At 73.2% G+C, this 14,378-nt stretch carries 12 protein-coding genes; 5 read left to right on the top strand and 7 right to left on the bottom strand.

Features of this window, described 5'->3' with window-relative positions:
- Nucleotides 1–201, bottom strand: a 201-nt coding sequence (locus BU204_RS41340) for a hypothetical protein (RefSeq protein WP_233160381.1), incomplete at its 3' end; no start/stop codon positions are given.
- 343 nt (nt 202–544) lie between these two features.
- Between BU204_RS41340 and BU204_RS17525 the strand changes: the two genes are divergently transcribed.
- Nucleotides 545–3,571, top strand: a complete 3,027-nt coding sequence (locus BU204_RS17525) for a hypothetical protein (protein WP_075126755.1) — start codon at nt 545–547, stop codon at nt 3,569–3,571.
- A 12-nt stretch (nt 3,572–3,583) separates the two neighbouring features.
- Here the strand turns inward: BU204_RS17525 and BU204_RS17520 are convergent, their stop codons facing one another.
- Entirely contained in the window at nt 3,584–4,006 is a 423-nt protein-coding gene (locus BU204_RS17520; RefSeq protein WP_075126770.1) for an SRPBCC family protein, read from the bottom strand.
- A gap of 2 nt (nt 4,007–4,008) precedes the next feature.
- Nucleotides 4,009–4,350 (bottom strand): ArsR/SmtB family transcription factor, encoded by a 342-nt coding sequence (locus tag BU204_RS17515; protein ID WP_075126754.1) that lies wholly within the window; start codon nt 4,348–4,350, stop codon nt 4,009–4,011.
- 108 nt (nt 4,351–4,458) lie between these two features.
- On the opposite strand from BU204_RS17515, the gene BU204_RS41335 reads away from it, so the two are divergent.
- Together BU204_RS41335 and BU204_RS17505 are read left to right on the top strand one after the other, a co-directional pair.
- Nucleotides 4,459–7,299: a pectate lyase family protein gene (locus tag BU204_RS41335; protein WP_075126753.1), complete on the top strand. Its 2,841-nt coding sequence runs from the start codon at nt 4,459–4,461 to the stop codon at nt 7,297–7,299.
- A gap of 1 nt (nt 7,300) precedes the next feature.
- The gene (locus tag BU204_RS17505) at nt 7,301–9,631 is read left to right on the top strand and encodes a rhamnogalacturonan lyase (protein ID WP_075126752.1); all 2,331 of its coding nucleotides are present in this window, start codon (nt 7,301–7,303) and stop codon (nt 9,629–9,631) included.
- 48 nt (nt 9,632–9,679) lie between these two features.
- Here BU204_RS17505 and BU204_RS17500 read toward each other — a convergent pair whose 3' ends face one another.
- Entirely contained in the window at nt 9,680–10,213 is a 534-nt protein-coding gene (locus tag BU204_RS17500) for a winged helix-turn-helix transcriptional regulator (protein WP_075126769.1), read from the bottom strand.
- Between the two features lie 94 nt (nt 10,214–10,307).
- Here BU204_RS17500 and BU204_RS17495 point away from each other — a divergent pair, with 94 nt between their 5' ends.
- Nucleotides 10,308–10,817 (top strand): PaaI family thioesterase, encoded by a 510-nt coding sequence (locus BU204_RS17495; protein ID WP_075126751.1) that lies wholly within the window; start codon nt 10,308–10,310, stop codon nt 10,815–10,817.
- Between the two features lie 65 nt (nt 10,818–10,882).
- On the opposite strand, the gene BU204_RS17490 is transcribed toward BU204_RS17495, so the two are convergent.
- Nucleotides 10,883–11,533 carry a GntR family transcriptional regulator gene (locus BU204_RS17490; protein WP_075126750.1) on the bottom strand — a complete coding sequence of 217 codons (651 nt, stop codon included), beginning with the start codon at nt 11,531–11,533 and terminating at the stop codon, nt 10,883–10,885.
- 56 nt (nt 11,534–11,589) lie between these two features.
- On the opposite strand from BU204_RS17490, the gene BU204_RS17485 reads away from it, so the two are divergent.
- A complete protein-coding gene (locus BU204_RS17485) occupies nt 11,590–12,102 on the top strand; it encodes a YbhB/YbcL family Raf kinase inhibitor-like protein (RefSeq protein ID WP_075126749.1) in 513 nt (170 codons plus the stop codon).
- A gap of 4 nt (nt 12,103–12,106) precedes the next feature.
- Here the strand turns inward: BU204_RS17485 and BU204_RS17480 are convergent, their stop codons facing one another.
- Together BU204_RS17480 and BU204_RS17475 are read right to left on the bottom strand one after the other, a co-directional pair.
- Nucleotides 12,107–13,177: a hypothetical protein gene (locus BU204_RS17480; RefSeq protein ID WP_075126748.1), complete on the bottom strand. Its 1,071-nt coding sequence runs from the start codon at nt 13,175–13,177 to the stop codon at nt 12,107–12,109.
- A 54-nt stretch (nt 13,178–13,231) separates the two neighbouring features.
- A complete protein-coding gene (locus BU204_RS17475) occupies nt 13,232–14,356 on the bottom strand; it encodes a glycoside hydrolase family 53 protein (RefSeq protein WP_075126747.1) in 1,125 nt (374 codons plus the stop codon).
- Nucleotides 14,357–14,378: the final 22 nt, after the last annotated feature.

The following is a 14,378-nucleotide window of genomic DNA, read 5'->3' as shown; positions in this document are numbered from 1 at the left end:
CTCGGCCCGAGCAGCCGCCGGAACAGCACCAATCTCCGGCACCGGACATACGACGGTCCGCGCGCCCGCGGTGCTCTGGTCGCCGGTGTCGGCGCCGGCGAACGTGGTGAGGAACCACGTCAGCGCGCCGGCTCCGAGCAGGCCGACAACCGCGATCGCGATACGTCTGTTTCGGCGGGGGATCGCATGGGCACGCGACATCAACACACCTCACGAAGGTCTCGGGACGCCGCGCCTGGGGTGGCGGGGCTGGGTGAGCCGGCTCGCCCTTGAATACGGATCGGTAACGATCAGGGTTCAGATCCGTTGGCGGACGCGCCGGGTCGGACCGCCGGGTCGCCCGCCCCCACCGCCCGGGAAAGCGTTGCGCGCAACCCGCCGGGAAAATTCCCGTCGAGACCAGACAGGACATTACCGGACCTGTCAGGAATACCGTTTCCGCAGCTCCACGCGTCTTGTATGGGAAATTCCGCATGGCGCACCCACGACCCGACCCAGAGTAATATGTGGAATCTGCACGCCCATTCCTGGGGAGGTGAGCGCTGTGGACCGGGACCCCGCCGTGCACCGTGCGGTCGTCGTCGTGGACGTGGAGAAGTTCGGCGACTCCGCCCGGACCCACGCCCACCAGCTCGCGGTCCGGGCGGGCCTCTACGCCGCCGTCGAGCAGGCGTTCGACGAGGCGGGTGTCGCATGGGAACGGTGCGGCCACGAGGACCGCGGCGACGGCATCCTGGTCCTGGTGCCGCCGGACGCGCCCAAGAGCAGGCTCGTCGACCAGCTGCCGGGGCGGCTCGTGGCCGCGCTGCGCCGCCACAACGCGCGCTCGTCCGGTCCGGCCCAGATCCGGTTACGGGTCGCGGTGGACGCCGGCGAGGTCCACCTGGACACGCACGGCATCACCGGCGAGGTCGTCAACCGGGCGTTCCGGCTGCTCGACGCGCCACCGCTGCGGCAGGCGCTGGCCGCCTCTCCCGGCGTGCTCGCGCTCATCACCTCGGACCGGTTCTACGAGGACACCGTGCGGCACGAGCCGGCCGCGGCCCCCGGCGACTACCGGCCCGTGCGGGTCGTGGTCAAGGAGACCGACGTCCGCGCCTGGGTGTGCCTGCCGGACGGGCCGCCAACCGGGTCCACCCGCCGCGCTCCCGGCCTCGTCGGGTGGACGGTCTGGCACCTCGCCGGCGCCCTGGCCCTGCTGTTCGCCCTCGGGGGCGCCTCGGCGCTGGTCTGGTCGACCCGGGCCGAGCTGCTCGACCCGCGGGGTGTGCCGCTCGGCGTCGTCGGCGGGTGGGTCGCGGCGGCGGTCCTGGTCGCCGGCATGGGCGCCGGCATCGTCGCCGCCGTGCGGACCGCCGTGCGGCTCACCCGACCGGTCGGTGCCGACCCCGGCGGCGCGAGCACCGGCGCTGCCGCCGACCTCGCGCGCTGGGTGGAACGGCAGTGGCGCCGGGAGAGCGCCGCTCGTGCCCTCGACCGGCCGGAGCCGCTGCGGGTGCGGTGGTCCTCCACGTCCCGACCGGTCGCCGCCGCACCGGAGGAGGTGCTGGGGCCGGCCGGGCCGGGCGTCCGGGTGCTGCGCCTGCGGCTGGCCGGCGACGTGCACGAGGTCGTGGAGAAGTTCACCCGGCTCCCCTACCGGCAGCTGGTGGTGCTCGGGCGTCCGGGCGCGGGCAAGTCGGTACTGATGATGCTGCTGACCCTCGGCCTGCTCCGGCGGTGGAGCCCCGACCAGCCCGTTCCCGTGCTGCTGAGCCTGACCTCCTGGAACCCGGCCCGCGAGCACCTGCACGCCTGGCTCGCCCGGCGGCTGGTGGAGGAGTACCCGGGACTGGGCAACCGGGAGCGCTACGGGCCCGACGCGGCCGCCCGCCTCGTCGGCTCGCACGCCGTGCTGCCCGTGTTGGACGGCCTGGACGAGATGCCGCGGTCGAGGCAGGCGGCGGCCGTGGCCGGGCTGAACGACGCGGTCGCCGGTGGGCACCCCATCGTCGTCGCGTGCCGCGTGCGTGAGTACGAGGCGGCGGTGACCGCGAGCGGGGCCGCGCTCGGCCGGGCCGCGGTGGTGGAGCTGGAGCCCGTCGACGCGGCGGCTGCCGCCGCCTACCTCCCGGCCGGCCAGGCGGCCGGGACGCGACGGTGGGCGCCGGTACTGGACCGCCTGCGGGACGACCCGAGGGGCTCGCTCGCCGAGGCGTTGTCCACGCCGTTGATGGTCTACCTGGCCCGGGCGGTCTACCGCGGGCCGGCACGGGACCCGGTGCACCTGGGCGACCGGCGGCGGTGGCGCAGCGCCCAGCAGGTCGAGGACCACCTGCTCGACGCCTACCTGCCGGCGCTGTACGCCCCCGGCGGCGCCCCACCCGCCGGCGACCAGCAGGGGGCGCCCGCCCCGCGGGACTACCCGGTCGAGCGGGCCGAGTGCTGGCTGACCTACCTGGCGCGGCGGATGTCGGCGCTCGGTACTCGCGACCTCGCCTGGTGGCAGCTCTCCCAGACCGGCGGCCGGTTCGGCCTCCTGTTCGGGCTCGCCGCGCGCCTGCTCGCGGGCCTGGGGTTCGGGCTGGCGTTCGGGCTGACCTACGGGTTCACCCACGGTCCCGGCCGGGGACTGCTCTACGGCGTGACCTACGCCCTCGCGTTCGGGCTGGGGCTCAGCGCCGGGCTCCGGTTCGACCGGCCCTGGCTGGCCGCGGCGGCGGCCGGGCTCGTGGGGGCCGGCGTGGCCGGGGCCGGCATCGGACCGGCGCTCGGCCCCGCCCTCGGCACCCAGGCCGCACTGGAGGTCGGGTTCATCGCCGGGTTCGGGATCGGCCTGCTCGCCCGCTGCCGATGCCGTTCGGGTGCCCGGCCCCGCCAGATCGAGCTCAGCGCGGCACGGCTGGCCCGGGCGGTGGTCCGGTGGCTGCCGGCCGGCGTCGGGGTCGGGGTGTTCCTGGGCCTGGTCCTCGTTCTGGCCAGCGGCCGGCCCGACTACTTCGCCGCCGGGTTCGCCTACGCCGTCCCGTTCATGATCGGGTTCGGGACCTCCGAGGCCATCGTCATGCCGGTGGACCACCAGGACTCGGTGACACCGGCCTCACTGCTGCGCGGCGAGCGGGCCGCGACGATCGCCCAGGCCATGGCGATGGGCCTCGCAGCGGGCATCGCCGACCTGCTGACCACCTGGACCACGAGCGGGCTGCGGCCCGAGCTGCTGCCCCAGCTCGGGTCGAGCCTGCTGTTCGGTCTCGTCTTCGGCCTCGCCGCCGGCCTCGCGGACGGGGTCAACTCCCCCTGGCTGCGCTACGTGGCGGCCCAGGGCTGGCTGGCACTGCGTGGGCGGCTGCCCTGGCGGCTCATGCGGTTCCTCGACGACGCACACCGGCGGGGCGTGCTGCGCCAGGTCGGCGGGACCTACCAGTTCCGGCACGTGCGGCTACAGGACCGGTTGGCCGACCTCGGCCGCGACGGCGAGGTGCACCGCACGGGCGGGCGGCGGCCCGCGCCTGTCCCGGCCCGTCCCCCGGCCTGGCGCCGGTTGTGGGCAGACTCGCCCGGTGGGCGGACCGTCGTCATGCGCCACCCGTGAGGCGCGGGGGTCTCACGCGGTGGCCAGGCGGGAGACCAGGCGGGTGGTGAGCATCCGGCGCCAGCCACCGCGGTGCATCAACGCCATGACGGCCCCGCCCAGGCCGGGGAAACCGCTGTGCCGCAACAGGAGGTGGGTCCGGCCCGGCTCGGGTTCGGTGAGGGTCCAGACAACCTCGGTGGTGGCCCGCATCCTGCTGCCACGCCAGGTGTAGGCGAGCGTGTGCGGTTCGTCCACCGCCGTGACCTCGCAGTGGACCACGCCGTCCCAGCCGGGCATGGGCTTGGCGTGCACGGTGAACCGCCGGCCGACGACCGGTTCGAAGTCCCGCACCGGCATCATCCACTCGGCCAGCGCGGCCGGGTCGGTCAGCGCCAACCACACCGAGTCCGGCGGGTGGGGCAGTTCGACCTCCACCGTGATGTCCCGGGTCATCATCACTTCCCATCTGTTCGTGTCCGTGCGCGGTCCAGGTAGGACCGCAAGTTGTCGATCTTCTCCGGCCAGAAGTCGCTGAAGATCGCCGCCCAGTCGTACAGCTCGCGCAGCGGCTCGGGCTGGATGCGATACCACCGGCGCCGGCCGTCGCGCCGTTCGGCCACCAGGCCGGCCGCGCGCAGCACCGCCAGGTGGCGGGACAGCATCGGCAGCCCGACGCCGAGCTCCTCGGCGAGCTCGGTGACCGGCACCTCGCGGCGCCCGAGCGTCTCGAGCGCCGCGCGGCGGGTGGGGTCGGCCACCGCACGGAAGACGTCCTCGGCGGCGGCTGGGCGGGGCATACTCAAAAGTTATGGTAAGTGTGAAGTGTTGTCAAGCGTCGCTCCTCGGCGCGGAATCGTGCACGAGGTGGACGTCATCGTGCACCCGCCTGCGGTGAGAGTGGCCTCATGACCAGAACACCGGTGCGGTTGGGCCTGCTCCTCACGCTGCTCGTCGCGGTCCTCGGCCTCCCGGCCGGGATCGCCTCGGCGGCCGGCACGACCGCCCCGCCGGTCGCCCCGCTGGCCGACACCCCGGTCGGTTTCGCGAGCGTCGACGCGCTGGGGCAGAACGGCACGACGGGAGGCGCGGCCGGCCCGACGGTCACCGTCTCCACGGCCGCCGACCTCGAGCACTACGCGGGCCAGAACACGCCGTACACGATCCTGGTCTCGGGCCGCATCACCTTCGACGACATGATCACGGTGGTGGCCAACAAGTCGATCATCGGCGTCGGCTCGAACGCGGAGATCTCGGGCGGCGGCCTGCAGATGGGCTCGACCACCCGCCCCGGCAACAACGTGATCGTCCGCAACATCCGGTTCAGCGACGCGTCGGACGACTCGATCAGCGTGACGAACTCGGCCCACCACGTGTGGATCGACCACAACGAGTTCACCGCCGGCTTCGACGGCCTGCTCGACATCAAGCGCGCCTCGGACTACGTGACGGTGTCCTGGAACCACTTCCACGGCCACAGCAAGACCACGCTGGTCGGCCACTCGGACACCTTCACCGCTGACCGGGGGCACCTGCGGGTGACCTACCACCACAACTTCTTCGACGGCACCGACCAGCGCCACCCCCGGGTGCGGTTCGGCGATCCGGTGCACGTGTTCAACAACTACTACCTCGACAACTCCCTGTACGGCGTGGCCTCCACTGTGGACGCCGGTGTCCTGGTCGAGGGGAACTACTTCCAGAACGTCGCCCACCCGACCTACGTGGGGTACGACGACAGCGGCCCCGGTCGGCTGGTGGAGCGGGACAACGTCTACGTGAACTCGGGGACCCCGGAGACCGCGGGCACGGTCACCGAGCCGCGGACCTACTACGCCTACACTCTCGACGACCCGGCCCAGGTACCCGCGATCGTGCGGGCCGGCGTCGGTGTCGGTGTCGGCAAGGTCAGCGCCCCGGCCGCCCGGGTCGCGCCGGCGGCGGGGCCCGCGGACGGCTTCGCGAGCGTCGACGCCCTCGGGCAGAACGGCACGACGGGCGGGGCCGGCGGGCCCGGCGTCACCGTGACCACGACCGAGGCGTTCCTCGACCACATCGCCCGCCCCGGACCGTACGTCATCCAGGTCTCCGGCACGATCACCCTGCCCACCGGCTCCACCGACGGGATGCACGACGTCGCCTCGGACAAGACCATCGTCGGGCTCGGCGCCGGGGCGAGGCTCGTCGGCGGCGGGCTCAACATCGGCCTCCCGGTGGACGACGCGGTCACCTCGCCGCCACCGGGCGCGGTGCACAACGTCATCATCCGGAACCTGTCGCTGTCCGGGGCGACCGACGACCTGATCAACGTCCAGATGTTCAGCCACCACGTCTGGATCGACCACAACGACTTCTCCGACGGCGACGACGGCGCCGTCGACATCAAGCGCGGCTCCGACTTCGTGACAGTGTCCTGGAACCGTTTCCACGACCACGACAAGACCCTGCTGCTCGGGCACGACGACGAGAACGCCGCCCAGGACACCGGCCGGCTGCGGGTCACCTACCACCACAACTTCTTCGACGGGTCCGACCAGCGCAACCCGCGGGTGCGCTTCGCCGAGCCCGTCCACGTGTACAACAACTACTACCTCGACCTGAGCTACGGGATCGCCTCGGCGATGGACGCCGGCGTCGTGGCCGAGGGGAACTACTTCGACACGGTGAACAACCCCGGACGGGTCGACTTCAGCGGCGACCTGGGCCGGATGGTGGCCCGCGACAACATCCTGGTGAACTGCAACCACGAGATCGAGACGCGGGGCAGCGTCGTCGAGCCGAGGACGTACTACGCCTACGCCGCCGAGCCCGCGGCCAACGTGCCGGCCTCGGTGCGGGCCGGAGCCGGCGTCGGCAAGGTCGCCCCGGCCGCCGCCGCGGCGTCCCCGACGGGCTTCGCCGGCGTCGACGCCCTCGGGCAGAACGGCACGACCGGCGGCGCGGGCGGGCAGGTCGTGACCGCCACCACCACCGAGGAGCTGCTGAGCTACATCGACACCACCGGTCCACTGGTCATCCAGGTCTCAGGCCGGATCGCGATCGACAGCAAGAAAGGCGTCCGTCCGAACAAGACGGTCATCGGGCTGGGCGCCAACGCCGAGATCACCGGGGGCGGCCTGGACTTCCACCGCTCGTACAACGTGATCGTGCGCAACATCCGGTTCACCGACGCCGAGGACGACGCGGTGAACGTGGGCCAGGAGTCCCACCACATCTGGATCGACCACAACGAGTTCGTGAACCCGACCGACGGCGCCGTGGACATCGTGCGCGCGGCGGACTACGTGACCGTCTCGTGGAACTGGTTCCGAGGCACGGACAAGTCCATGCTGATCGGGCACTCGGACGGCAACGCGGGGGAGGACACCGGCCACCTGAAGGTCACCGTGGACCACAACTTCTTCGACGGGTCCAACCAGCGCCACCCGCGGGTGCGGTTCGGCGAGCCGGTGCACGTGCTGAACAACTACTTCCGCGCCAACAGCTCCTACGGCGTGGCCAGTACGATGGACGCCGGGGTCCTGGTGGAGGGCAACAACTTCGAGAACGTTCCCAACCCCGTCCTGGTGGGCTACGCGGAGAGCGGACCCGGTCGCGTCGTCCAGCGGAACAACGTCTTCACCGGCTCGGGCACCCCGCAGACGGCCGGCACGGTCGTCGAGCCGCGTACCTACTACTCCTACACCGTGGACAGCCCGGCGAACGTCCCGGCCATCGTCCGGGCGGGTGCCGGCGTCGGGAAGGTCTGACATGGCTCTGCGCGCCGTCCCCCGCCTCGCCGCGGTCCTCGTGCTGGCCGGGGGCCTGGCCGGCGGCGTCGCCGCCGCGCCCGCGACGGCCGACGCCGACCGGTCGGGCGGGGTCCAGCTCGAGCGCCTGGACCGCGGCCTGGTCGCGGCGACGACCGGGGACGGCGTGTTCCTCAGCTGGCGGCTGCTCGGCCACGAGGTCACTGGACACTCCGAGGCGGGCCTAATCGGCACGGACTTCCGGGTGTACCGGGACGGCAGGCCGGTGGCGACGGTGACCGACAGCACGAACTACCTCGACCGGGCCGGCACGGCCCAGGCCCGCTACCGGGTCGTGCCGCTGGCCGACGGGCGGGAGCGGCCCGGCGCGGGCAGCGCCACCGCATGGCCGGGGAACCACCACACGCTGCCGCTGCGCAAGCCGGCCGACGGCGTCACCCCGGCCGGCGAGGCGTACACCTACCGGGCCAACGACATGAGCGTGGGCGACGTCGACGGGGACGGCGAGTACGAGTACGTCGTGAAGTGGGACCCGTCCAACTCCAAGGACGTCTCCCAGGTCGGGTACACCGGGCCGGTCTACATCGACACCTACGAGCTCGACGGCACCCTGCGGTACCGGATCGACCTCGGGGTCAACGTGCGGGCCGGCGCGCACTACACCCAGTTCCTCGTCTACGACTTCGACGGCGACGGCCGCTCGGAGCTGATGTTCAAGACGGCCCCGGGAACCCGGACCCTCACCTACGACGCCGACGGCGACGTGGTGAGCGAGCGGTACGTCACGATGCCGGCGGAGGACGTCGCCGCGGGCGTCAGCCACGCCGACGACTACCGGCTCTCCCCCGCCGGCTACTACGAGCACGTCGTGACGATGTTCCTCCGCTGGCACACCCATCCCGAGGTGGTGGCCGGGCGGTGGCCGGCGACGCTGGAGGAGGCGTTCGGCATCGAGCCGAGGTACTCCTACCCGCTGTCCCGCGCCGACGCCGAGGCCCTCGCCGACCACTTCATCGACGTCTACGCGCCGAGCCGGAGCAGCCGCAACAACCTCCGCGCGTTCGCCGGATTCATCGTGGACGGCCCGGAGTACCTGACCGTGTTCGACGGCGCGAACGGCCGCGAGCTCCAGACAGTCCGCTACAAGCCGGGCCGCCACGACGACGGGCTGATGTGGGGTGACTACGCGATGCCCCGGATCGAGCCCGCCAACCGCGTCGACCGCTTCCTGGCGACCGTGGCCTACCTCGACGGCCGCCGGCCCTCGGCGGTCTTCGCCCGCGGCTACTACACGCGCTCGACGCTGGTCGCCTACGCCTGGGACGGCCGGCGGCTGCGGGAGCAGTGGTACGTCGACAGCGGCTGGACGCCGATGACCAACCCGTTCAACGACAGCCCGCACGGCCGCGACGGCACCGACCCCGAGTTCGCCACGCTCACCACCCAGGGCGCCCACTCGCTGAGCTCGGCCGACGTGGACGCCGACGGCCGCCAGGAGATCGTCTACGGCGGGGCCACCATCGACCACGACGGCGACCTGCTGTACAGCTCGTTCGACGTGCTGCCGCCGGAGAGCGGCGCGCCGGGCACCCTCGCCCGGCTCGGCCACGGCGACGCCATGCACGTCACCGACATCGACCCCGCGCGCCCGGGCCTCGAGCTGTACATGGTGCACGAGGGCGCCCGCTCGGCGCCGTACGGCCACGCGCTGCGCGACGCCAGGACCGGCGAGGTCCTGTTCGGCGACTACAGCGGCGTCGACACCGGCCGGGGCATGGTCGGCGACGTGCTGCCCGAGCACCCCGGCCTGGAGGTGTGGGCCTCCAGCGCCGAGGCCGCGGCCGAGGACGTGCTCGGCATGTGGACGGCGCGGGGCGAGTACCTCGGCCAGGAGGTGCCCGGGACCAACCAGAGCATCCGCTGGGCGGCCGACATGACCACCCAGATCGTCAACGGCGCCGCGACCGAGACCGTGGAGCCGGCCAGGATCGAGGACTGGCGGCGCGGGGTGCTGCTGGTCGCCGAGGGCACGCTGACCAACAACTGGACCAAGGGAAACCCGTGCCTGGTGGCCGACATCCTCGGCGACTGGCGGGAGGAGCTGGTGGTGCGCACCGATGACAGCACGGCGGTGCGGATCTACCTGAGCACCGAGGTGACCGACCGCAAGCTGTACACGCTCATGCACGACCCCCAGTACCGGGCGGAGGTGGCCCGCCAGCAGACCACCTACAACCAGCCGTCCCACCCGAGCTTCTACCTGGCCTCGGACCTCGACTGGTCACGGGTGCCGCTCCCCCGCGTGCACTACCCAGGCCGCGGGCCGGCCTGAGTCGCACCGGCCGCCTCGCCCTGGCGCCGGCTCGAGCCGGCGCCGGTGTCACCTCGGGCGTGGGGTCTCGAGCGGCTCGAGGAGCCGGCGCGGTGCGTTGAGCCGGACGGAGACGGGATCCACAACGGCCTTTCCCGGCGTGAACCCGGGTCCCGGCTCGATGCGGATCTCCGGGACCGGGACCACCTCACCGCAGCCCCGGCAGCGTCCGTCCGCGCCGAGCAGGGCGCCGTCGCGGTCGTGCCGCAGTGTGCGCTTCGCCCCCGCGGGTGAGTAGTGCGCATCGCCCCAGTTCATCAGGGCGTGCAGGGCGGGCCAGAGCTCGATGCCCTTGTCGGTCAGGCGGTACTCGACCGTGCCGGAACCGTCGTCGTCCCGCGTGAGCACGCCTTCCCGCACGAGGTGCCTGAGCCGCTCGGTCAGGACGGCGCGGGGGATTCCCAGCTGGGTCACGAAGTCACCGAACCGGCGCAGCCCCAGGAACGCGTCCCGGACGATGAGCAGCGTCCACCGCTCGCCGACGATCTCCAGAGCGCGCGCCAGCGAGCAGTTGCGGTCCGCGTACGTGCTGGGTAGCGCCATGACACCACCGTACCCTCGGTAGTTCATTGACTGAACTGGCTCGTGCTAGCGTCTGGTTCGGTCATCGAACTGCCCGGCCGCGGAGAGGACCACCATGAACGAACCATCCGGCGACGAACTCGTCCGGACCCGGACAGTGACCTGGGACGACCCGGAGAAGACCGCCGCCTCGGCGGCCGAACGCAGCGGCCTGGAGTTCATCCAGGCGCTCGCCGCCGGCGAGGTACCACCACCGCCGATCACGAGGCTGATCGACGCCCGGCTGGAGTCGGTCGCGCGGGGCGAGGTGGTGTTCGCCCTCGAGCCGGCCGAGTTCCACTACAACCCCATCGGGTCGATGCACGGCGGAATCTACGCGACGCTTCTGGACTCGGCGGCGGGCTGCGCCGTGCACACGATGCTCCCGGCCGGAGCCGGGTACACCAGCCTGGACCTGAACGTCCGGTTCCTCCGCGCCGTTCGGGTCACCACCGGGACGCTCACCTGTACCGGCACCGTCACCCACTACGGGCGCCGGACCGCGCTCGCCGACGCACGCCTCGAGGACGGCAGGGGCCGACTGATCGCCACCGCGACGAGCACCTGTCTGCTGTTCGACACCTGACGAGCGCGGCGCCCCTGCGGCGCGTCCGGCCCGGTGCCGCTCCCCCGCCTCGCCGGCCGGCCCGCTCAGGCCGACCCGGGGAGGCCGGCGGCGGTCAGCGTGAGGTGCCGGGTGAGCAGCTCCGCCGCCCGGTCGGCGTCGCGGGCCAGGGCGGCCTCCTCGAGCGCGCGGTGCTCGCCGAGGTAGTCGCGGTCCGGGGTGCGGCCCGCCGACCAGCGCCGGGCCAGCTCGCCGGCCAGCCACATCCGGTCGAAGGCCTCCAGCAGTACGGCATTGCCGCAGCCCTCCAGGAGCACCCGGTGGAAGACGTGGTGCGCGGCCGACCACTCGGCGGTGACCGCCCCCCGCTCCACCGCGGGCGTTCGAGCCAGGCGGTGGTGGGCCGCGCGCACCCGGGCCTCCCAGTCCAGGTCCCCCCGCTCGATCGACAGCCGCAGCGTGGCCGGTTCGACGACGCACCGCGCCTCGACCAGGTCCTGCCAGCGCCGGTCGGTCTGGACCGGTACGGCGAAACCGCGGTTGGTGAGGCGGTCGGCCAGGCCGTCGCCGACCAGGCGGACGAGGGCCTCGCGGACCACGGCCAGGCTCACCCCGTGCGTACCGGCCAGCTCCTGGGGCCGCAGCGCCTCGCCGGGTGCGAAGTCACCGCGCAGGATCGCGTCGCGCAGCTCGTCGTACACGCGTCCGGACAGCATCCGCTTCGCCGTCTCGCTCATACACACATCGTAGACCATTTGACAGATAATCGATTATCGGTGCTACTGTCGATCCCATGAACAACCCATTCGCTCGCCTCCCCGAGGCCGCCACCTTCACCGTCACCAGCACGTCGATCAGCGATGGCGGCCCGCTCGCCGCCGAGCAGCTCTCCGGCAGCGACATCTCTCCCCAGCTGTCCTGGTCGGGCGCCCCCGAGGGCACGAAGAGCTACGCCGTCACCGTCTACGACCCGGACGCCCCGACCGGCTCCGGCTTCTGGCACTGGGCGGTCGCCGACATCCCGGCCTCGGTCACCGAGCTGCCCGCGGGCGCCGGTGACGACAGCGGCTCAGGCCTGCCGGCCGGCGCCTACCAGCTGCCCAACGACGCCCGCCTCGCCCGCTTCATCGGCGCCGCCCCGCCGGCGGGCCACGGCCCACACCGGTACGTGACGGTCGTGCACGCGCTCGACGTTCCGACCCTCGGCGTCCCGGCCGACGCCACGCCCGCGTACCTCGGCTTCACGATCGCCGGCCACATCCTGGGCCGGGCCGTGCTGACCGCCACCGCGGAGACGCCCGCCTGAGCTGTCAGGTCCAGTGGTCCAGCCACCGAGGCAGGGGGAGCTCGGTCTCGGCGGCCAGCTCCTGGGCGTCCTGGCGGAGCCGGATCAGCTCGTCCTTGGGATCGGGTGCGGCCAGGACCGCGCGCACGACGCCGGCCAGGGCGTGGGAGTCGTGCTCCTGCGCGGCGGCGCGCAGGGCCGCGGGCACCGCCGAGTCGAAGGCGACGCCGAAGCGGGTCAGGCCGGAGCCGGCACGGGCGCAGGCCGCGCAGCCGCAGTCGGTCACCGCGGTGCCCCGCAGGTCGATCCCCCGCTGCCAGTTCAGCAGCCGGGGGACGAACACCTGCGGGCTCCGCCGGGGCCGGACACCGTCGGCACGGCGGGCCACCGGCCCGCCGAGGTGGCGGGTGGAGGAGGACAGGCCGACCGCGGCGAGCCGGGCGCCCGCGGCCACCGCGGGGATCCCGACCGGACCGGTGCGCAGCAGCTCGAGCCGGCGGCCGGTGCGGGTGCTCCAGCGCAGCAGCCGCTGCAGGCCGGCAACCTTGTAGGAGGAGTCCAGCGGGTCGAACGGCGCGCCGAGCACCAGCGAGACGTCCCGGTCGGCCGCCCGCAGCTGCTCGGCGAGCACACCGCTGTGCCGGGACCCGAGCCAGCCGCCGTCGAGGACCAGCGTCACCGAGACCGGGACCGGGTACTCGCGGTGCAGCTCCGCCTTGAGCTCGTCGAGCTGCCCGATCCGCAGCCGGGTGCCGGCACTGCGCACGACCGGCAGGCCCAGCTCCGCCTGCGCCTCCACCCAGTCGAACCCGGGCAGGTCGAGCTCGAGGCCCAGCTGTCCCTCGACCACCGGCGGCCGGGGCCGGCCCCGCGCCAGGTAGGCCGCCGGGTCGAGGTCCACCCCGCGCAGCTCCCCGGCCCGGGCGAGCGCCCTGGCCACCCGCAGCCCGGACAGGCCCTGCAGGGTCACCCCGCCGAACCGGTCGCGGTTGGCCACGGCCTCGGCCGCGCCGCACCGGCCGAGGTAGGCCTGGACACGGCCGGCCGAGGACCGCGCGGGACCCCGCGTTCGCCGCTCGACTCTGCCGTCCACCATCTGCCGCTCACCACCTCCGGACGTCAACGGTAGGCGAGAAGCGGCGGGTGAGGACTACGGACCTGCCCGGAAGGCGGCAAGCGAGGGCAGCGCGTTACCCGACCAGTCGAACATCGTGAGGTTGTCGTTCGGGTTGCCCTCGCCGGGCGCCCAGCCCACACCCGGCAGCCACTCCGGCTCCCAGGCGAAGAACCCCGCACCCCGGCCGCCCGGCACGGCGGCCAGCACCTCCCGCAGCCGCTCGAAGTAGGCAGCCTGGCCGGCCGGGGTCGCCGGGTAGGCACCGCCGTCGGGCAGCTGACCCGCACTGGTCACGAAGTTTCCGAGGCTGTCGCCGTTGGCCAGGGTCCAGGGGTAGGACGTCTCCACGACGACGAGGTCCTTGCGGTACCGCGTGGACAGGTCGTCGAGGTTGGCGCGCAGGGCGGCGATGTCGCCGTGCCAGAACGGGTAGTACGACAGGCCGATCACGTCGAACGAGACGCCCTGGGCGAGTACGTGGTCGAAGAAGTAGCGCGAGCCGGCGTTGTCCCCGCCCCGGTCGATGTGCACCATCACCAACGGCCGGTTCCCGCCCTGGCCGGCGTACACGCCCTCGATCCCCGCCCTGAGCAGCGTCGCGAACTCCGACCAGTGCTCGCCGTCGTCGCGGTAGACCTCGCCGAGCGGGAACAGCATGCCGCCCGTGATCTCGTTGCCGACCTGCACCATCGCCACCGGGGTGCCCTGGCGCTCGAACGCGGCGACGGCGTCTCGCGTGTAGGCGCGCACGGTTGCGGCGAGCGTGTTCAGGTCCTGCCCGGCCCAGGCCGCCGGCACCGGCTGTTTGCCGGGGTCGGCCCAGAAGTCGGCGTAGTGCAGGTTCAGCAGCACCCGCAGGCCGGCCTGGTGGGCGCGGCGGGCGAGGGTCAGGGCGTCGGCGAGGTCGCTGTAGCCGGCCGGCGGGGCGGTCCAGACGCGCAGGCGGACGTAGTTGGCCCCGCGTCCGGCGAGGATCCGCTCGACCGGGGCGGCACTCCCCCCGTCACGGTAGGTCGTGCCGATCGCCTCGTGCTGGAGGGTGAAGGAGATGTCGGCGCCCCGGATGCGCGGACCCACCGCGGCGGCGGCGGGCACCCGGGCCGCGAGGGAGGCGGCGGTGGCGGCGAGTGGGGCGGCGAGAAGGGTTCGGCGGCGCACAGTTCACTCCTTTGTGGACGGA

Source organism: Actinophytocola xanthii (assembly GCF_001921205.1).
GTDB classification, from domain to species: Bacteria; Actinomycetota; Actinomycetes; order Mycobacteriales; family Pseudonocardiaceae; genus Actinophytocola; species Actinophytocola xanthii.
This window is presented reverse-complemented; position numbering and strand designations above follow the sequence as displayed.

Bases quoted from the DNA above. Each gene is read 5' to 3' on its own strand.
- BU204_RS17485 (WP_075126749.1), top strand. From the start codon at position 11,590: ATGAACAACCCATTCGCTCGCCTCCCCGAGGCCGCCACCTTCACCGTC.
- BU204_RS41335 (WP_075126753.1), top strand. From the start codon at position 4,459: ATGACCAGAACACCGGTGCGGTTGGGCCTGCTCCTCACGCTGCTCGTC.
- BU204_RS17480 (WP_075126748.1), bottom strand. From the start codon at position 13,177: ATGGTGGACGGCAGAGTCGAGCGGCGAACGCGGGGTCCCGCGCGGTCC.
- BU204_RS17520 (WP_075126770.1), bottom strand. From the start codon at position 4,006: ATGACCCGGGACATCACGGTGGAGGTCGAACTGCCCCACCCGCCGGAC.
- BU204_RS17495 (WP_075126751.1), top strand. From the start codon at position 10,308: ATGAACGAACCATCCGGCGACGAACTCGTCCGGACCCGGACAGTGACC.
- BU204_RS17490 (WP_075126750.1), bottom strand. From the start codon at position 11,533: ATGAGCGAGACGGCGAAGCGGATGCTGTCCGGACGCGTGTACGACGAG.
- BU204_RS17515 (WP_075126754.1), bottom strand. From the start codon at position 4,350: ATGCCCCGCCCAGCCGCCGCCGAGGACGTCTTCCGTGCGGTGGCCGAC.
- BU204_RS17505 (WP_075126752.1), top strand. From the start codon at position 7,301: ATGGCTCTGCGCGCCGTCCCCCGCCTCGCCGCGGTCCTCGTGCTGGCC.
- BU204_RS17500 (WP_075126769.1), bottom strand. From the start codon at position 10,213: ATGGCGCTACCCAGCACGTACGCGGACCGCAACTGCTCGCTGGCGCGC.